Source organism: Arthrobacter alpinus (assembly GCF_900105965.1).
GTDB lineage: Bacteria > Actinomycetota > Actinomycetes > Actinomycetales > Micrococcaceae > Specibacter > Specibacter alpinus.
The window spans coordinates 1,233,729-1,253,063 of sequence record NZ_FNTV01000001.1; the positions used below are offsets into that span (position 1 = coordinate 1,233,729).

General features: G+C 61.5%; 14 protein-coding genes and 1 pseudogene. 7 read left to right on the forward strand and 8 right to left on the reverse strand.

The annotated features are described in order from the left end of the window. Positions 1-74: 74 nt before the first annotated feature. Both BLV41_RS05865 and BLV41_RS05870 read right to left on the reverse strand, forming a co-directional pair. A complete protein-coding gene (locus tag BLV41_RS05865; protein WP_074710973.1) occupies positions 75-1,091 on the reverse strand; it encodes a DMT family transporter in 1,017 nt (338 codons plus the stop codon). Continuing rightward, the gene (locus BLV41_RS05870) at positions 1,088-1,624 is read right to left on the reverse strand and encodes a TetR/AcrR family transcriptional regulator (RefSeq protein ID WP_083360619.1); all 537 of its coding nucleotides are present in this window, start codon (positions 1,622-1,624) and stop codon (positions 1,088-1,090) included. Before BLV41_RS05870 ends, BLV41_RS05865 begins: the two co-directional genes overlap by 4 nt. A gap of 228 nt (positions 1,625-1,852) precedes the next feature. On the opposite strand from BLV41_RS05870, the gene BLV41_RS05875 reads away from it, so the two are divergent. The 6 genes from BLV41_RS05875 (at position 1,853) to BLV41_RS05900 (ending at position 9,108) form a co-directional block, all read left to right on the forward strand. Continuing rightward, positions 1,853-2,896 (forward strand): LacI family DNA-binding transcriptional regulator, encoded by a 1,044-nt coding sequence (locus BLV41_RS05875; RefSeq protein WP_244516751.1) that lies wholly within the window; start codon positions 1,853-1,855, stop codon positions 2,894-2,896. After that, positions 2,893-3,855: an ABC transporter permease gene (locus BLV41_RS05880; RefSeq protein ID WP_074710975.1), complete on the forward strand. Its 963-nt coding sequence runs from the start codon at positions 2,893-2,895 to the stop codon at positions 3,853-3,855. Before BLV41_RS05875 ends, BLV41_RS05880 begins: the two co-directional genes overlap by 4 nt. A 7-nt stretch (positions 3,856-3,862) precedes the next feature. Continuing rightward, the gene (locus BLV41_RS05885) at positions 3,863-4,831 is read left to right on the forward strand and encodes a carbohydrate ABC transporter permease (protein WP_244516753.1); all 969 of its coding nucleotides are present in this window, start codon (positions 3,863-3,865) and stop codon (positions 4,829-4,831) included. A 26-nt stretch (positions 4,832-4,857) separates the two neighbouring features. Further along, on the forward strand, positions 4,858-6,462 hold the full coding sequence (locus BLV41_RS05890; protein WP_074710976.1) for an ABC transporter substrate-binding protein: 1,605 nt from the start codon (positions 4,858-4,860) through the stop codon (positions 6,460-6,462). A gap of 116 nt (positions 6,463-6,578) precedes the next feature. After that, positions 6,579-8,087, forward strand: a complete 1,509-nt coding sequence (locus tag BLV41_RS05895; RefSeq protein ID WP_074710977.1) for a glycoside hydrolase family 32 protein — start codon at positions 6,579-6,581, stop codon at positions 8,085-8,087. Between the two features lie 25 nt (positions 8,088-8,112). Beyond that, positions 8,113-9,108: a carbohydrate kinase family protein gene (locus tag BLV41_RS05900; protein WP_074710978.1), complete on the forward strand. Its 996-nt coding sequence runs from the start codon at positions 8,113-8,115 to the stop codon at positions 9,106-9,108. Positions 9,109-9,159: 51 nt separating this feature from the next. On the opposite strand, the gene BLV41_RS05905 is transcribed toward BLV41_RS05900, so the two are convergent. The 6 genes and pseudogenes from BLV41_RS05905 to BLV41_RS05930 all read right to left on the reverse strand — a co-directional run bounded on the left by BLV41_RS05905 (position 9,160) and on the right by BLV41_RS05930 (position 17,806). Next, positions 9,160-10,185 carry an aminotransferase-like domain-containing protein gene (locus tag BLV41_RS05905; RefSeq protein WP_342028214.1) on the reverse strand — a complete coding sequence of 342 codons (1,026 nt, stop codon included), beginning with the start codon at positions 10,183-10,185 and terminating at the stop codon, positions 9,160-9,162. 235 nt (positions 10,186-10,420) lie between these two features. Then, a complete protein-coding gene (locus BLV41_RS05910) occupies positions 10,421-11,704 on the reverse strand; it encodes a M20 family metallo-hydrolase (RefSeq protein WP_074710979.1) in 1,284 nt (427 codons plus the stop codon). Between the two features lie 29 nt (positions 11,705-11,733). Further along, positions 11,734-13,440 carry an amidohydrolase gene (locus BLV41_RS05915; RefSeq protein ID WP_074710980.1) on the reverse strand — a complete coding sequence of 569 codons (1,707 nt, stop codon included), beginning with the start codon at positions 13,438-13,440 and terminating at the stop codon, positions 11,734-11,736. A gap of 9 nt (positions 13,441-13,449) precedes the next feature. Continuing rightward, a pseudogene (locus BLV41_RS05920) lies at positions 13,450-14,855 on the reverse strand (gamma-aminobutyraldehyde dehydrogenase). A gap of 12 nt (positions 14,856-14,867) precedes the next feature. Continuing rightward, a complete protein-coding gene (locus tag BLV41_RS05925) occupies positions 14,868-16,484 on the reverse strand; it encodes a thiamine pyrophosphate-dependent enzyme (RefSeq protein WP_074710981.1) in 1,617 nt (538 codons plus the stop codon). Further along, on the reverse strand, positions 16,481-17,806 hold the full coding sequence (locus tag BLV41_RS05930; protein ID WP_074710982.1) for an MFS transporter: 1,326 nt from the start codon (positions 17,804-17,806) through the stop codon (positions 16,481-16,483). The genes BLV41_RS05925 and BLV41_RS05930 overlap by 4 nt, the downstream gene beginning before the upstream one ends. Before the next feature lie 265 nt (positions 17,807-18,071). On the opposite strand from BLV41_RS05930, the gene BLV41_RS05935 reads away from it, so the two are divergent. Continuing rightward, positions 18,072-19,232, forward strand: a complete 1,161-nt coding sequence (locus BLV41_RS05935; RefSeq protein WP_074710983.1) for a helix-turn-helix domain-containing protein — start codon at positions 18,072-18,074, stop codon at positions 19,230-19,232. Positions 19,233-19,335 lie beyond the last annotated feature (103 nt).

Genomic DNA, 19,335 nt, shown 5'->3' on the forward strand with positions numbered 1-19,335 from the left:
GTACTTGGCTGGACTTCCACCGTGGACACGCACAACCCCTATTACAGGGGTTTTCGCTCTGCTCAGGGGCGATGTCACGAGTCGATAGGGAAATGGTCGAGGTGTTGAGTGCACGCGGGAACGCCCTGTGCATTTCCTCCCGACGGCTTATTGGCAACTGCCCCGGAGTTCACCCGTTGGGGGCCAACTTCCACTCTCGTGACTGTGTTTGCCGGCGCCACTGCCAAGACTGTGAGTGCTAAACCAATGATGCCCAGGCCGATCCAGCCCATGGTGCTGAGGCGTTCTTCGACGACGACGACGGCCAGGATTGCTGCGACGGCTGGCTCGCTCAAGGTGATGGTTGTGGCCGTGCTGGCGGAAACCTTCGATAGTCCATAGCCGAATAATAGATATCCAATGAACATTGGGATCAGCGCCATGTAGGAGGCAACCGCGAATGCCTGCGGGTTTGCCACCAGCGGTGCTCCTGTGAGAAATAGAACCGGCAGCAGCAGTGCGCCGCCTACTCCAAAGATCGATCCCATAGCGGCGGCTCGGTTGATGCCCTGGGACATGAGGCGTTGAGCGCACCAAGAGTAGGTGGCGTACGTGGCTCCGGCGACTAAACCCAGTGCGATTCCCGCAAGAGTTGATGCGGCGTCGCCGGTGTCATGGGTCATCTTGGACAGGCAGAGCAGAGTACTGCCACTGACGCCAAGGGATGCTGCCCACAGCCACCAGCGGCTCAGGGGGGAGCGATGGGCAAGCCATTCCAAGACGCCGGAAGCAAGTGGGGCTGAGGCTAGGGAAACTACGCTGCCGAGGGCAACCCCGGCCAGATGCATCGAACTGTAAAACGCCAGTGGGTAGATGGCGACCGCAGCCGCACCCAAACCCACGAGGCGCCAGTTGGAGCGTAGCTGTCCACGGCTGGCCTTAAGTGCGGGGATCGCTATGAGTGCTTGCAACAGGCCGCCGATTCCCAAAGCTGCGGCGCCGATTGCCAAGGGCCCAGCATCGGGTGCAAATGTTGCTGCGGTACCAGTGGTTCCCCAAAGGAGCGAGGTGACTGTGATCGCGCCAATCGCCATCAACCGGCTTCGGTTCACTGTGTTTCCATCAAGGAATTGGCGATCGCACGGGCATGGACCAACCGATCCGAAGTGCCCTCCAAACCAGCCCGTGCCACAGCTCCTTCGAGGATGAAGGACAACTGCTCAGCAAGGCTCGCTGCGCGGTCCGGATCGAGAATCTCCGCCAGGCCAGTGCTCAAGATCGCTTCAACCTCTTCCTTGTGCTCTCGCACGGCAACTCGCCCGGGTGCCCCAGCGGGTAGCTCGGCGGCAGCATTGAGGAGGCCGCAACCGCGAAAGCCATCGATGTAGGCGGCCTCTGCATGGTCAATATAGGCGTCAAACACAGCAAGTACCTGGTCGCGGCCGGACGCGGCCCCGGCCGATCGGTGTTCGTAAAGTCCCAGCCATTCCTGATGCCGGGCTTGGATGTAAGCGACTATCAGATCATCCTTGGACGCGAAATTGTTGTAAAGACTCTTCCGCGCCACTCCTGCCTTGTCGGTGATCGCGTCTATGCCAGTGGCTGTCATTCCGTGCGCATAAAACAACTCTGCGGCAGCGGCCATGAGACGCTCGCGGGCGGGACGTTTGCGGAGTTTCTCATTGGTCACGACATGCCTTTCGTAAGTAGGTAGCCCAGTCTACATACTCAAGATGGGAATGATCCACTTTAACGAGGGGGCTGATGGGCTCCTGAAAAATCTCACGCACGTTCGCTTGACATGGCCTGTGGCGACAATTACAGTTTTCCTAGTTCGGTTATACGCATAACTCAAGGAAGAGGCAAGGAATTCATGGCACGGAAACAGTCCACTACGGGGCCCACAATGCATGATGTGGCCCGCGAAGCCGGCGTTTCACAAGCCACCGTCTCTCTTGTCCTTAACGACGTCAGTGGATCGAGGTTTTCGGACGCCACCAAAGACCGCGTTAAGAAAGCGGTTGAAACCCTGGGGTACCGAACCAACGCCCACGCAAAAGTGTTGCGCGAGGGGGTGGCCGGCATGATCGGATTCATTGGTGATGCCGTTGCAACCTCGCCTTTCGCCGGAAAGATCATCGAAGGTGCACAAGAACGGGCCTGGGAGTCGGGACTGCTGTTGATCACCATCAACACTGGCGGCGACAAGGAGCTCGAACGGGCGTCACTGGAGACGATGCTGTCTTACAAAGTTGCCGGTGTTGTCTACGCGTCCATGTACCACCAAAGGGTTGACGTGCCGGCGGTTCTCCGGGAAGTGCCGACGGTGGTGCTGAACTCCGAGGACAAGGCTGGATACTTTCCCAGTGTCGCTCCGGATGAAGTTGCCGGTGGCTTCGAAGCGACCGCCCATCTTCTCGACGCCGGGCATCGCCGCGTTGCGATGATCAACATTGAAACGCTTGAAAGCCAGTTGCCCGGTGCTGTGGGACGTTTCGACGGCTACAAGAGGGCACTGGAAAGTGTCGGACTGACTCTGGATCCATCGCTCGTGAGGTTCGGCACGGGCGGCGAATCGGATGGCTTCAAATATGCGCTGGAACTTATGCAGCTGCCGAAACCGCCGACTGCCATCTTCTGTGCGAATGACAGAACCGCATGGGGCGCCTACCAGGCAATGGCAGAAATTGGCAAGAGAATTCCCCAAGACGTATCCATTATTGGATTCGACAACCAGGAGACTTTGGCGCCTCACCTGAGGCCCGGCCTTACAACCTTGGATCTCCCCTTTGAGCAGATGGGCCGGCGCGCAGTTGACCTCATCCTCGACGGGATCAAACCTCAAGGGCAACTCGAACTTATGACTTGCTCTCTCATCGAAAGAAACTCAGTGGAAATAATCAAGGAGTCCCAATGAGTCAGACCCTAAAAAAGCAGAGGGGTGAAAAACCCCTTCAGAGGCACATCCCGCTCTCGATGCGCCTCAAGCGTGTTTCGCGCGCGTGGCAGTTATACGTATTACTAACTCCCGCCCTCATCTACGTTGCCGTTTTCAAATACTGGCCGATGTATGGGGTGCAGATCGCATTCCGCAACTACAACCCGATTGACGGGTTTAGCGGAAGCCCCTGGGTGGGCTTGGACAACTTCGTCAGGTTCGTCCAGTCGTATCAATTCACCCAGGTCATTGGAAACACGTTGTGGATCGCCGTCTTGGGACTCCTGATCGCCTTTCCCGTGCCGATCGTCCTGGCCCTGATAGTCAACCAGCTGCAGAGTGAGCGATTCAAGAAGTTCACCCAAACAGTTCTGTATTCCCCGGCGTTCATCTCAACCGTTGTGGTGGTTGGCATCATGTTTGTGCTGCTGTCTCCCAGGTCCGGAATGGTCAACAACGTCATCAAGCTGACTGGGGGAGAGCCCATTTTCTTCATGGGCGCCCCCGAATGGTTCCGTCCGGTTTACGTGATTTCAGATATTTGGCAGAATGCCGGATTCTCCATGATCGTGTACCTGGCCGCCTTGGCCAGCATCGACCCTTCACTGCATGAGGCCGCCAAAGTTGACGGTGCATCAAAGTTCCAACGGGTCCGGCACATCGACCTTCCAGGAATCACTCCGGTGATCACCATTCTGTTCATCCTGGCCATCGGAAACCTCCTCAACGTTGGATTCGAAAAGGCTCTTCTAATGCAGACCGACCTGAACCTTTCGGCGTCGGAAATCATCCAGACTTACGTTTACCACGCAGGCCTGCAACAGGCCCAGTTCAGCTACTCAGCCGCAATTGGGCTCTTCAACTCCATCCTCAACCTGGCCCTCCTGCTGACTTTCAACTGGATCGCGCGCCGGACCCAACAAGCAAGTCTGTGGTGATGCCGCTGTGACTACTGAAATCAAAATGCGAGCCAACAAGGTGACGGAACCGAGCTCTCCGGCTCCACCTGATCGCCGACGCCGGCGACTGCGGGATAAGTTCGCTGACCCGGTCTTCAACACCCTCGCGGTCACCGTACTCTTGATTGCCATCGCGGCAGTTGTGTACCCCCTGTACTTTGTGGTCATTGCCTCCATCAGCGATCCCAACCAGATCTATGAAGGAAACGTGTGGTTCTTTCCCCGAGGAATCACCTTTGAAGGCTACGAGCGCATCTTCGCGGACGTTCGAATCTGGCAGGGCCTGGGCAACACGTTCCTCTACACCATTGTTGGTACGGCGATCAGCGTGACATCGATCCTGTGCGGAGCCTACGCCTTGTCCAGAAAGGACCTTCCGGGACGGAAAGTCCTGATGTTGATCTTCATCATCACCATGTTTTTCGACGGCGGCCTGATCACCAAGTACCTGGTGGTTCGTGACCTTGGCATGCTCGACACAATGTGGGCAGTGGTGCTTCCCGGCGCTGTTGGAGTGTGGAACTTGATCATTGCCCGATCATTCTTTGAACATTCCGTTCCCGATGAACTGCGTGAGGCTGCCCAGCTCGATGGGGCCAACGACTTCACGTTCTTCTTGAAGATGGTCCTTCCCCTGTCGAAGTCGCTGATCATGCTCATGATCATGATCCACGTGGTGGCGAACTGGAATTCCTTCTTTGACGCGTTGATCTTCCTCAACGATGACTCGAAGTACCCGCTTCAGCTAGTTCTGCGCAACATTCTGATCCAATCGGATATTTCCTCCACGGGAACCACGGGCGGCGATGTTGCCTCCTATGCCGCAGCGCAGCGGATCGCCGAACTGACCAAGTACGCCATGATCGTCGTTTCAAGCCTGCCGTTGATGATCGCACTTCCCTTTATGCAAAAACACTTCACCAAGGGCGCCCTCATCGGCGCCGTCAAAAGCTAAAACCACTACAAGTTGGGAATGAACCAATGATGATTTCACGCCGTAACTTTACCTCGCTCAGCGTTCTTGCCATAGGCACGCTCATGCTGAACGCCTGCTCGGGCAACTCAAAAGCACAAATCAACGACGCCTCCGCAGATTTCGGCTTGCAAAGCAGCGGGTACCCTGTCGTCACCAAGCCCCTGACGCTGGCCTTCTCCGGAACCAAGTCCGCGCTCGCGCCCGATTACAAGACCATGGCGCTGGTCCAGGAATGGCAGAAGACCACCAACATCACCGTTGACTGGAAGAACCTGCCGGACAACGTGTTCCAGGAGAAGAAGAACCTGATCCTGGCCAGTGGCGACCTGCCGGACGCCTTCTTCAACACGGGTCTGAGTGACTCCGAAGTTGCCACCTACGGCACCAACGGAACCTTGCTGGCGCTGGAAACCCTGATCGACAGCCATGCACCAAATATGAAGAAGATCCTTGACTCCCGTCCGGACATCAAGGCAGCCATCACTTCCTCCGACGGACACATCTACACCCTGCCGTCCGTGGAGGAACTAGGCCTGGTCCAGTTCCCGCACATGATCGCCATCAACAAGACGTGGCTGGACAAGCTGGGACTGGCGGTTCCGACCACGATTGATGAGTACCACGACGCCCTGCTGGCATTCAAGGAAAAGGACCTGGCCGGGGGCGGGAAAACCATTCCTCTCAGCTACGAACCCGGCACCTTTTGCGGCGACATCGTTGACTTGGTCGCGGCTTTGGGTGGGCTTCCCGACAACGCCGACCACAGAATTGTTCAGGATGGCAAGGTCATCTTCACGGCGACCCAACCTCAGTACAAGAAGGCCGTCACGGCGTTGAACTCCTGGTACAAGGAAGGCCTCATTGATCCTGAATCGTTCTCCCAAGATGACAAGTCCTACCTGGCCAAGGGCAAGACCACCACGCCGTCCCTTGGATCATTCGTTTGGTGGGAAATCAAGGAAATGGTGGGTGAGGAGCGGGCCAACGACTACGTTCTGGTACCCATCCTGACCGGTGTTGATGGCAAGAAGCTTGCCAGTGTCGCCAACAACCAGGAGATCAACCGCGGCGCATTCGCCATCACGCGCTCCAACAAGTACCCGGCAGCCACCATGCGCTGGGTTGACTACCTCTACGATCCGATCCAGTCGGCACAGGCCAACTGGGGGCCCATCGGTGTCACCCTGGAGAAGGATGACAAGGGAATCCTGGTGCAAATCCCGGCGGATGTCTCCACCAGCGAGGGGGAGCGCCGGCAGAAGGTTGCCCCGGGTGGTCCCAAGGTCATCACCAAGGAGGACTTCCTCACCGTCGTGGCGCCCGAGCCGCGTGCGGCCGAACGGGCCAAGATTGTCCAGGACATGTACCTGCCCCATGCCGCCAACAAGGCCTACCCGCCTGTTCCGCTGTCCAATGAGGAACTGCAGCAAATTTCCAGCATCCAGACCGACGTCACCTCGCTGACCAAGCAGAAGCTGGCCAAGTGGGTTGTCCAGGGTGGCATCGATGCCGAATGGGACGGGTATGTTGCCCAGCTCAAGACCATCGGTTTGGACCGAATGATGGAGACCTACCAGCAGGCCTACGACAGGTTCCAAGAGAACTCCTAGTCCTTCGGCGGCGGGGCTGGCCGGTGCAACAAGTACCGGCCTGCCCCGCCGCCAGCCACCGCGCACCACCGACGCCCACATTTTCTTACCAGCACAGAAACGAGAACAGCCCCCTCATGACTGCCTCGACAGCCACAACCGTCGAATCCTTTCGCCCTGCCCTGCATTTCGCAGCACGAAACACGTGGCTCAATGACCCGAACGGCCTGATCCACCACGGAGGCGTTTACCACCTCTACTACCAGAACAATCCGGTGGACAACGTTTGGGGAAACATGTCTTGGGGGCACGCCACCTCGCCGGACCTGCTGAACTGGACCGAGCACCCCGTCGCCATTGCGTGCGACGAACAGGAAGACATCTTCTCCGGCAGCATCGTTTTCGACCGCCACAACACCAGCGGATTCGGCACCGCAACCGCGGCCCCGCTGGTAGCCGCGTACACCAGCGCTTTCAAGGCCGGCTCCGCCCACCATGGCGTCCAAGCCCAGTCACTGGCCTACAGCCTTGACGGCGGCTACACCTGGACCAAGCATGCCAACAACCCGGTGCTGAACCGCGGTTCTGCCGAGTTCCGGGACCCGAAGGTGTTCCGTTATGAGGGAGCAGCGGGAAGCTATTGGGTCATGGTCGCCGTGGAAGCCACGGACTTCCACGTCGTTCTTTACAAGTCAGAGAACCTCAAAGACTGGGAATTGCTGAGCAGCTTCGGGCCGGCCAACGCAACCGGCGGCGTCTGGGAATGCCCCGACCTCTTCCCGCTTCCCGTGGATGGCGACCCGGAGAACGTCAAGTGGGTTCTCGTGGTGAACCTTAACCCGGGCGGCCCCAACAGCGGCTCCGCCGGGCAGTATTTTGTTGGTGACTTCGATGGCACCACGTTCACTTCTGACACCACCGTCACAGAAGGCTCCCAGGATCCTGACCGCCTCGGTGAATACCAGTGGCTGGACTGGGGCCGGGACTACTACGCCGCCGTTTCCTTCAGCGACGCACCCGACAACCGCCGGCTCATGATCAGCTGGATGAACAACTGGCAGTACGCCAACCAGATCCCCACCTCCCCTTGGCGCAGCCCCATGTCACTGGCCCGTGAAATCTCCCTGCACGCAGTTGACGGCAGGCTTCGCCTGGCGCAACGCGTTGCCGAAGACCCTGCCGCAGTGTCCGGCCTAAGCCCCGTGTTCGAGCTCGCAGAAGCCACCGTTTCCAACGAGACTCTGGTCCTCGACGGTGCTGCCGGCATGGTTCAACACATCAATCTCACCTTTACGCCGGGAACAGCGAAAGAGTTCGGCTTGGTGGTCCGCACCGACGGAACAGAGGGTACCCGCATCGGAATTCGGCCTGCTGGCGGACGCATCTTCGTTGACCGCCGTAACTCCGGGCTGACCGACTTTCACGAATCGTTCGCTTCAATCGACTCGGCTCCGCTTCTGCCCATCGACGGTTCCTACCAACTGAGCGTCTATGTGGATCATTGCTCCGTGGAGATCTTCGCTCAGGACGGGCTCGTCACCTTGACGGAGCTGATTTTCCCTTCGGCCACCAGCACCGATGTGGCCCTCTACGCCACCGGCGGCACGGCAACGGTGAGTGGCCTCAACCTCACGCGCTGGGCCTGACACCGGAACCCGAAAGAGAGAACTCATGAACCTCCCCAAGCATGATTGCCCATCCAGTGACGGCTTGGACGTGGTGGTCGTTGGCGAATCCCTCACCGACGTCGTCATCTCTTCGGACGGAACGAGCGAACACCCCGGCGGATCCCCAGCCAACGTGGCTTACGGGCTGGGTCGCCTAGGTGCCGCGACTGGCTTGCTGACGGCCCTGGGCAACGACGACCGCGGTGCGGCCATTGAGGCGCACCTGCGCAGCGTCGGGGTGACCCTGCTGCCCGGCTCCTACTCCCAAGATAGGACGTCCTCGGCCACGGCAACACGGGCTGAGGACGGATCAGCCAGCTACGACTTTGAGGTCGTCTGGGACTTGGCCCCGGTTGCCCCGGCATCTATTCCCAAGGTGCTCCACACAGGATCGATCGCCACATTCCTCGAACCTGGTGCTGATGCCGTCAAGACGCTCCTGCAGCAGTATCGTCACGACTGCACGATCACCTACGACCCCAATATTCGGCCTGCTCTGCTGGGCAGCCACACCGAAGCACTGTCGACGTTTGAGGAGCTCATTGACCTCACGGACATCGTCAAGTTGAGTGACGAGGATGCCACCTGGCTATACCCCCGCAAGGACCTGGATGAAATATCCACCCACCTTCTGGGGCTGGGCGCAGGACTGGCGGTCATCACTCAGGGCTCACAGGGGTCACTGCTGGCCACGCCCGAGACCCGGCTGACCATTCCTTCAGTGGAATCCGTCGTCGCAGACACTATCGGTGCTGGCGATTCGTACATGGCAGCCCTGATCATGGGACTGCTCTCCCTCGGCACCGACGGCCTTGCACCGGCTGTGCTGGACCAAATGGGCCGCACTGCCACGATGGCCGCTGCCATTACTGTCCGGCGCCCTGGGGCAAACCCTCCCACCGCCGAGGAGCTGCGGGACCACATGGTCGTGCCTGGGAAAATCTCAGGAGTCAGGACACGACCATGTGGTTCCGCGGTTGAACGTTCGATCGCACTTTGAGCCGTGGGTGCCAGCAGATCTCCATGACACCCGCAGGCCCGGCGGTTCACGCTACTTGATGCCTTGATCGCTGAGCGCGACTGACACAACCTGCGAAAGTCGCTGAACACCCTCGACGATCATGCTGGCAGGAAGTGCGCTGAATGCCAGGCGGAGTTGGTTCGATTGCCCGGGTGCCGGCAGAAAGACAGCACCCGGAAAGAAGGAAACATCGGACTCGAAGGCTTTGTAGACAAGGGCCTGGGTGTCGACCGACGGTGGCAGTGTTAGCCACATGAAGAAGCCACCCTCCGGTCTGGTCCAGGTCACCCCTGGTGGCATATGCGCGGCGAGGGCCATAAGCATGGCATCGCGGCGCTCCCGATATGCGCAGATGGCTCCTGCAAGGTGTCCCCGCCAGTCATGGTCCCGGAGATAGGCCGTGACAAGCATTTGGCTCAGGGCGGGAGGGCACAAGGTGCTCGAACCCCCAAGGATCAGGAACTTCTGCACCAGGTGCGGCGGCAGCAGCGCCCACCCAATTCTGAGCCCGGGAGCAAAAATCTTCGAGAACGAGCCCAGGTAAATCACGTCATCCGGATAACCCGCCCGGAGCGCCTGCAGGAAGTCTCCGCCAAAGCGCAATAGACCGTAGGGGTTGTCCTCCACCACCACGATGTTGGATTCCCGGCATATTTCCACAACTTTGTTGCGCCTTCCAGCCGCCAGTGTGATGCCTGTGGGGTTGTTGAAGTTGGGAATGATGTAAAGGAATTTGACGCGCTTCCCTGCCGCCTGCAGACTGGCGATGCTTCGTTCAAGTTCGTCCGGCACCAAGCCGTCGTCATCGCTGAGGACAGCTTGCACATCCGCCTGATACCCGGCGAACGTCCCGAGCGCGCCCATGTACGTGGCCCCATCGGTCAAGATGGTGTCGCCGGGGTTGCAAAGAATCTTGGTGACCGTGTCCAGCGCTGACTGGGAACCGATGGTGACGGCCACATTGCCGGGGGAGCCGTCGGTGATGCCTTCCAGTGCCATAAGCTCGCAAATCTGGTTGCGAAGTTCCTCGGTGCCTTGCCCCGCCCCGTATTGCAGCGCTTGCTGGCCCCGTTGGCAACAATCACATCAACGGACCTGCCCAATTCAGGCATGGGCAGGAAACTAAGATCCGGATTGCCTCCGGCCAGGGAGAGCATCCCTGGCCGGGCTGCCGCCGCAAAGATTTCCGCGACTGCCGTTGAAACGGGCCCGACGGCGCAGGCGGCCATTAGGTCTTCGTGCCTGCTAGCGGCGTCAGAACCGTCAATGAGGCCAAGGGCTGCGGAGAGCATCATGCACTCTCAGTGAGTGCAACGTCCGGCTCGAGAGCTCCTGCGCAAAGCTGTTGCAGCACTTCCGTCAACATGGCCAGCCCGGCCACGATGTCTTCGTCGGTGGTGTATTCGTGCTCATTGTGGGAAATGCCGTCCACGCTGGGCACGAAGAGCATTACGGTGGGTACCAAGTCCTTCATGTTGGTTGAGTCATGGCCGGCAAGCGTCATGACGGTCTTGTTGGACAGGCCCAAGTCGGCGGCCACCTTCGCCGCCAGCTCCACGCCCTCACGCTGGTAGGGCGTCACGGGCCAGGAATGAGAGTGGTTCTGCTCAATGGAAACACTGGCCAGCGCCGCAATCTCGGCGATGCGCTGGTGCAGCAACCTGTCGGCCTCGGCCAGCACAGCCTCGTCGGCGCTGCGCAGGTCCAACAACAAGTTCACGCGCGACGGAACCACCACGGGCGAGTTCGGGTACACGTTCAGCTGCCCCACCGAGGTGTGCAGCATGCCCGGGTATTGGTTGGCCAGTTCCCGCGCAGCCACCACCAGCATGGACGCCCCCAACAGCGCATCCTTGCGGTCCTCGATCACTGTGGAGCCGGTGTGGGCCTGCTCGCCGTGGACCACAAACTCGTATTTGTTCGCCGCCCAGTTCGAAGACACCAGCCCGATGGTGACCCCCTCGCGTTCCATGCTGCGGCCCTGTTCAATATGGATTTCGGCGCAGAAGGCCGCTTCTGGACCCGCGTAGTCTCCACGGCAGCCAATCGCATCCAAGGCCTCGCGGACGGAAACGCCCGCGGCGTCCGTAGTGGCAAGGGCCGTCTCCAGCTCCAGCTTGCCTGTGTACACGGAGGAACCCATCATGGAGGGCTTGAACCGGGAGCCTTCCTCGTTGAACCAATTGACGACGGCGATGTTGTACTTGGGTGTGCCGGCGCCGGATTCGGCCCATGCGGCCTTCAAACGGAACGCTGCATGTGCTGCGGCGAGGACGCCATAGGCGCCGTCGTACCGTCCAGCGGTTGGCTGGGAATCCATGTGCGATCCGGCCACAACGAACGGTGCGCCCGGGACCGGTTCGTACAGGCCCCACTGGTTTCCGGCGGCGTCGAATTTCACCGTGAAACCGTGCTGCTCCAGCAGGCCTTTGAGCCAATGCCGCTGTTCGCCGTCCGGGGCACTGGCGGCCTGGCGGTCAACGCCCCCATTGCTGGTGGCGCCAAAGCTGCTCATGGTGCGGAAATCCTCGACGAAGGCATTGTCCTGGTCGGTGAAGTTGGCAAGTGAAGTCATGGTTCTCCCCTTCGGGTGTTGATGAAGCGTTAGGAAGCGTGGGCGGGCACCGGCGTGGGGCGCCGGCTTGCCAGGATGTTGTGGCTGAAGCGGCCGCCCACGGCTGTGGCCAGCACCTCCAGCTCGCCAATGTCGACGGCGGTCAGCGGAGAGCCGGACAAAACCGTGAAGTCGGCGAACTTTCCGGCAGTCAGGGATCCCTTGACGGACTCGGTTCCGGTGGCCCGGGCGGCCCCGGTGGTGTACGCGGCGAGGGCTTGGCGGGGAGTGAGTCTCTCGTCAGGATTCCCAAACACGGTCCCCGAAGAGGTCTTGCGGTCCACGAAGGCCTGCATGCCGCGCAGTACATTGCCGTTGGCAACGGGCCTGTCCGAGCTGCCGGCCAGCGTGACACCCGCCGCCAGGAATGATGCCGCCCGGTACGCCCACGGCAGGCGGTCGGGGCCCAGGGAGACAGCCATGCCATCCCCGCCGTCGTGAAAGAAGCTGGCCTGGGGCGTGACGGCGATGCCGGCTGCAGCCATCTTGCCCAGCTGTTCAGGCCGAGTCATGGATGCGTGCTCAATCCGGTTCGGCATGGCGTGCCGGCCATATTTCCGCTCGCAACTGCCGATGATGTCGATGGCGAGGTCCACGGCACGGTCGCCAATGGCGTGGGCGGCAATGGACCAGCCGGCAGCATAGACGGACTCGATCTTCTCCTGCAGCTGTTCCGGGCTTGCCTGGAAATAGCCAATGTTCCCCGCATTGTCCCTGTGCCCGTGGCTGCAGTACTCCGCACTGACGGCGGCCGTCTCACCCATGAGGGACCCGTCAAGGAATACCTTGGCCGGTCCCAAGGAGAGCATGGCGTCGCCGAAACCGCTGGCAATACCCAGATCCAGTCCCGACGGCACGGACTGCTGCCCGCCGCCGTCGTCCGGGTGCCCGTCCAGGCGGTGGAGCACATCGAGGACGGGCATGACCTGCGCGCGGGCATGCAGCCTTCCCGTACTGGCAGCCCTTTGGTAGGCGGCAAGCTCGGCGGGACTGTGCCCGATCCAGCCGCCACCGGCCCCTGCTTCGGTGAAACTTGTAATCCCCTCGGCGGCGTAGTGCCGGGTGGCCCGCTCCAGCGCCGTCTCGATGTCACCAATGGAGTACGGCAGGATCAGCGCCTGAATCAGGGACTGGGCCGTTTCCTGCACCAGGCCCGTGGGCTGGCCGGCGGCATCGCGGACGATGACGCCGCCGTCGGGGTCCGTGAAGGACGGGGAGAGGGCGCCGGCCAGGCGGAGCGCGGCGGTGTTGACCACGGCCATGTGCCCGGAGTTATGCCGGATAAACAGCGGCCGGTCCCCGGTGACGGCATCTAGTGTCGCAATGGACGGGAACGCCCCCTGGTGGTGCTGGTCGCTGAAGCCTGTTGCCATGAGCCAGCCCGCGGTGACCCCGGAGCCTGCCTGGGAATCCACCTCACCTTGAATCAGCTCATATAGTTCCGCAAGCCCGCGGGCGCCGGACACATCGAGCTCGGCCAGGCCCAGCCCAAACCACACGGTGTGGCAGTGCGCGTCAATGAAGCCGGGGGTGATGGTGGCGCCGTCGAGGTCCAGGACCGTGGCGGCCTCCATGCCGTCAACGTCGAGGTCCAGGCCCACGATCCGGCCCTGCCAGACGCCTAGGGAGCTGGCCCGGGGCTGGGCCTCGTCCATGGTGATGATGTTGGCGTTTCGCAACAGTAAATCAAGTTTCATGGCCATGCCCTAGCGGTGGGAGGTGGTGACGGATTTGATGCGGGTGTAGTCCTCGAGCCCGTACACGGAGAGGTCCTTGCCTGTGCCGGAGTGCTTGAATCCGCCATGCGGGGCCTCGGCTGGGATCACCTGGTGGCAGTTGATCCACACCGAGCCAAAGTCCAGCTCGTTGGAGACCCGGGTGACAACGCCGTGGTTCTCGGACCAGACGCTGGAGGCCAGCGCATACTTGGTGGCGTTCGCCAGTTCGATCACCTCGGCCTCCGTAGCAAACGGCTGCACGGTGACCACGGGGCCGAAGATCTCCTCGCACACCACCTCGTCCTTTTGTACGACGCCGTCAATCACGGTGGGTGCAAAGTGGTAGCCGGTGCCGGTGCGCTTGCCGCCGGCGAGCACCCTGGCATTCTCCGGCAGGCGTGCCAGGAAGCCTTCCACTCGTTCCAGCTGGGCCTCGCTATTGAGCGGTCCCAGGTCGGCGTCGTCGCCGCCCACCGTCAGGGCGTCGGCAGCCGCGGCCAGGGCGGCGGCAAACTTGGCGTGGATGGATTCGTGAACCAGAACCCTCGTGACGGCGGTGCAGTCCTGGCCGGCATTGAAGAAGGCTGACAGGGCAACCTCGGCAGCGGTGCGGTCAATGTCAACGTCGGCGAAGACGATGGCCGGGGCCTTGCCGCCAAGCTCCAGGTGGACGTCCTTGAGCGTCTTGGCTGCGGCGGACATGACCTGCTCGCCGGCACGGGTGGAGCCGGTGATCGAAACCATCTCGGGAATCTCGTGGTCCACCATCGCTGCACCAGTCTCACGCCCACCGCACAGGATGTTCACGACGCCTGGCGGGAACACTTCCTGTGCCAGCTCGCCCAGAATGACGCTTGACCACGGGGTGGTGTCCGCCGGCTTTAAGACCAGGGTGTTCCCGGCGGCCAGGGCAGGGGCAATCTTCCAGATGGCCATCATGAACGGGTAGTTCCATGGCGTGATTTGGGCGACGACACCCAGTGGTTCACGCCGGATGGTGGAGGTGAAACCCTGGACGTATTCGGCGGAGGCTGTTCCGGAGACCACGCGGCAGGCGCCGGCGAAGAAGCGCAGCTGGTCGGCACCGCGCAGAATTTCCAGTTCCCGCGTGGCCGGGCGTGGCTTGCCCGTGCAGGCCACCTCGGCATCCACCAGACGGTCGGCGTTCGCCTCGATGAGGTCCGCGAACCGCAACAGGAGCGCCTGACGCTCTGCCGGCGTCGTCCTCTTGTAGCTTGCGAAGGCTTGCTGCGCGGCTTGAAAGGCGCGGTCGACGGCGGCGGCATCGCTGTCCGGCGCGGTGCCGATCTGTCCCCCGTTGCCGGGTCAAAGAATGGCAGCGTGTCAGCGGTTTCCACGGCCTGGCCGTTGATGATGTTGCTCAGCGTGATCATGAGGGGCTCCAGTTAGTTGCTCTTGGGGGAACGGGTGGCGGGGTCCTGGGGAAGGTGCAGTACGGCCGGCAAGCCGGAATCCACCGCACGGCGGAAAGCGGCGGCAAAGTCCTCAGCGCTTTCCACGCGCTCGCCGTATCCGCCGTAGGAGCGGGCCAGGGCGGCGAAATCGGGGTTCGTCATGTGTGTTCCCGAGGGGCGGCCCGGGTAGTGGTTTTCCTGGTGTTCCCGAATCGTGGCGAAGATGCCGTTGTCCACCACCAGTGCGATGAACGGGGCGTCGTAGGCCATGGCCGTGGCAATCTCCTGGCCGTTCATCATGAAGCAGCCATCTCCTGCCACGGAGATGACCTGCCGGCCGGGGAAGGCGAGCGAGGCGGCCACGGCTGCCGGGATTCCCATGCCCATGGCGCCGTTGCGGGGGGCCGCCAGCGAATTTGCACTGTTGTGCTGCAGGTAGCGGGCGGGCCAGAGTGTGTGGTTGCCGGCGCCGAAGGTGAGGACGGCGTCGTCGTTCATCTCCTGCTTGAGTATTTCCATGACCACGCCAAGGTCCACACCGGTTCCGCCGTCGGGGTGGGCGGTGGCGAACTTCAGCTGATCCGCACGTGCTCCGGAGAACCACCCGGCCGTGCTGTCCACGGCCGGGTCAGTCGCGGCCAGGGCCAGCGAGAATGCGGAGACGTCCGCGACGATGTGCTGGTCCAGCCGGCCAAAGTGGCCCAGGAGGTCCGTGTCCGAGTTGGCCACGACAGTTTCAGCGGTGAGTCCGCGCGAATAACCGTCTGAGAGGACGTCGCTGCGGACGCTTCCAATGAACAGCAGCAGGTCCGCGGCATCCAATCGGGCGGCGTTGGCGTCGCTGCGCCCATAGCCGAGGTAGCCGGCGTAGGCGTCGGAGCTGTGCGGGACGGCGTCGTAGGCCCGGAAATCGGCAAGGATCGGGATGCCGTGGCCTGCGGCCCAGCCAGCCAAAGCCGCCCCGGACTTCTGTGTCCAGCCTTCCCCGCCCACCACTATCAACGGCTTGGAGGCAGAGGCGAGGCGGGACTGCAGTTCGGCCAGGGCCGGTGCGGCTGGAGCAGTGCGCGAGACCGGCCGCGGTTCCACGGTGGCCGCGGCAATGGCATGGACCAGTACGTCTTCGGGGAGGCCAATCACCACGGGGCCGGGGCGTCCGCTCAAGGCGGTGAAGATGGCATCGTCCACCACCCGGGCGGCGGAGGCGGCGTCGTCGAGCGTGACCACCTTTTTTGCGGTGCTGCCAAACCAGGCGTTGATGTCGAATTCCTGGAAAGACTCGCGCCCGCGGTCAGCGACCGGGATGAGGCCAACGAACATGATCAGGGGAGTGGCATCCTGGTAGGCGGTATGGATGGCGATAAAGGCGTTGGCTGCGCCTGGGCCGCGCGTCACCATGGCAATGCCGGGCAACTCCGTGAGCCGGCCCTCGGCCAATGCCATGAATCCGGCGCCGCCTTCCTGGCGGGTCACCACGGTTTCAATGGAGGAATCGTGGAGTCCGTCAAGGACGTCCAGGTAGCTTTCACCCGGGACGCCGTAGACGCGTTTGACGCCGGCACGCTCAAGCTGGGCGACGATCAGGTGGCCTGCGGTAGTGGTGCTCACAGCTTCATTCCTTCTTCCTTGATGCTCAGTCCCGGCAGGAAGATGCCGGACAGAGCCGTTAATATTGAGACGACGACCAGGATGGCGGCGCCGGGCCAAAACGAGTTGCCATTGGCGGCCACCAGGGCGGTTGCAATCAACGGTACGAAGCCGGAGATGACGCCGGCCGTGTTTGAGGTGATGGCGACACCCGTGTACCGGACCTTGGTTGCAAACAGGGACGTCAGTGCCGCGCCGGAGACAGCGTACGGAACTGAGAGCACGGCAACACCGACCGTCATTCCGGCGATTACCAGTGCCGGGATGCGGCTGTCGATGGCCAGGAAGACGGGGACTGCCACCAGGGCTGAGGCGATGCCGCCCCAGAGGATGACCTTGCTGGGACCGAACTTTTCGCCCATGCGGCCGGCCCAGATGAGCGCCCCGATCTCCAGAACGGCGGCCAGCAGGGTGCCCATGAGCAGCAGGCCGTACGACAGGTGCAGCACCTTGGTGCCGTAAAAGACCACGAAACTGGTAATGAGGTAGAAGCCGCCGATGCCGAGCAGGGCCGAGCACATGCCAACCAGGATTTGGCGCCAGCTGTTTTTCAGCACGCCGCGGATGGGTGCATGTTCGGTTTCCCCGGATTCCATGAGGGCCGCAAATTCGGGTGATTCGCTGAGGCGGCCACGGATCCACAGTGAAATTGCCAGCAGCGGAATGGCGGCGATGAATGGAATGCGCCAGCCCCAGGCGTCGAAGTCATCCTGTCCCACCAGGTACAGCATGCCGAAGAAGCCGCCGGAGGAAAGGATGGTGCCGATGGGGGAACCAATCTGCGGCAAGGCCGCGTAACGGGCCCGCTTGGAGACCGGTGCGTTTTCGACGGCGATGATGACCGCGCCGCTCCACTCCCCGCCAACAGCGAGGCCTTGGATGATGCGCAGGGCCACCAAGAGTATGGGAGCTGCCAGACCAATGCTCATGTAGTTTGGCAGCAGTCCGATCAGGCCCGTAACAATGCCGATGCCGACTATTGTCACCATGAGGATTTTCTTACGGCCCACCTTGTCTCCGAGGGCGCCGAAGATGAAGCCACCGATGGGGCGTGCCACAAAGCCAACGGCCAGCGTTGCAAACGAGCCCATGGCCGCAATGAACGGATCATGCGAGACAAAGAACTGGGCGTTGAACACGAGAGCCGCGGCGGTGGTGAAGAGGAAAAAGTCGTACCACTCCAAGGCTGTCCCCACGAGGGCGGCCAGTGCCACCTTGCGCGTGACACTTTCATCTATTGCGGGCGATGCAGCAGGCTGGTGCGTGCTGGCTCTTGTTGCCATGATTGGGTACTCCGATGGAATCTAGACGAGCTTGGGGGCCATATTAGCGGTGCGGGTGTGTGATTGGGATCACCGCAGCTTTGATTCCATTTTGTCAGGAGATTTCCCCAAATGTACTGGGTCAGTGCCACGGGTTTAGGCACAGTTATTGTGTGATTTCACAATTAGTTGCCCGTCAGGCTGTTTTGGGGCTCGGACGGCCACATCGGAGGGGCGGGCATGTCCAAGCATTTGCCGTGCGGTCAGCAGCGGATAAGGTGGGCGAATGCACAACTTCATGGATGCGGGCAGCAGCGACAGGTGGAATTCGATCGTCAAGGATTTGGGCGACCGCATTGACGGGCTGGCCGAGCGGTTCCTGACCCGGGTGTCCAACGTGCCCAGCTATGCCACAGAAATGGTCGATCCGGCTGACGTGCGCAAAACAGCCCTGGAGTCCCTGCACCTGTTGGCTCAGAGCCTGGTGGACGGAACGGCCGGCCCGGAGCTCCTTGACTACGCGTCGGCGTTGGGTGAAAAGCGGGCGAGGCAGGGAATTCCTCCGGAGTCACTCATCACGGCGATCAGGCTTGACTTCAGTGTTGTGTGGACAGATCTCCTCGAGCACTGCGGCCCCGAAGATGCCGTCTTGCTGGCTGGGCAGGTCGAGCATGTTTGGCGCGTGGTGGACGAATACGCCACTCAAACCCATATGAGCTACCTTGCTGAACGGGTCCGCATGGCCCAGGAGGAGTCGAACTTCCGGCAGGAGTTCATTGCCAAGCTGTTCGGCCCGGCCGGCCAGACCGTCGACGTGATTGCTCGGGCAGCATCTGCCTTGGAAGTGGACCCGGACGGGGAATTTGAGATCGCAGCGGCAACGGGGCCGGCGGCACGTGCGCTTCAAAAGGAAGTGTCGGGGTTCCGGGTAAAGGGCCCCTTCATGTATCAGGGCGGCAATGTCACGTTCATGTTCTGGCAGCCGTTCAGCCGAACCCACCCCCGGGGCCGGCCATCTGACACTGGGGCAGGCTCGCCGGTGACTGCTTGTGGATTGGTGCAAGGCGTGTCGGGACTGCGGTCCCTTGTGGCGGCCGCGGCAACGGCTGCAGCGCTGGCGCAATTGCTGACCGATGAGGACGCGGCGCCCCTGACCATTGAAACCGGATGGCGCCGCCTGGCGCGCGAAAAGCTTCGGGATGCGGGCCTTGACCTGGAGCGCGAACTTGATGCACTGCTTGCGCAATGCCGGGAGGGGGAGCGGGCGCGGATGGAGGAGACGGTAAGGGCGTTTCTGCAAACGGGGAGCGTCGCAGAGACAGCCGCCGGGTTGTTTTGCCACCGCAACACCATCCTGAACCGTTTGGCACGGTTCAGGGAAGTCACTGGTTTTGACTTGGTGATTCCCGCGCAAGCGGCAAGGGTGGCCATCGCCTGGCCGAATTGACTCGTTAGTCAACGTTTAGCGGGGTGCGGCGGGCGAAATTGGGCACATGCCCAGTGTCTGGCGACAAAACCGGTGGCATCCGCCATTGAATTGTGATTGAGGA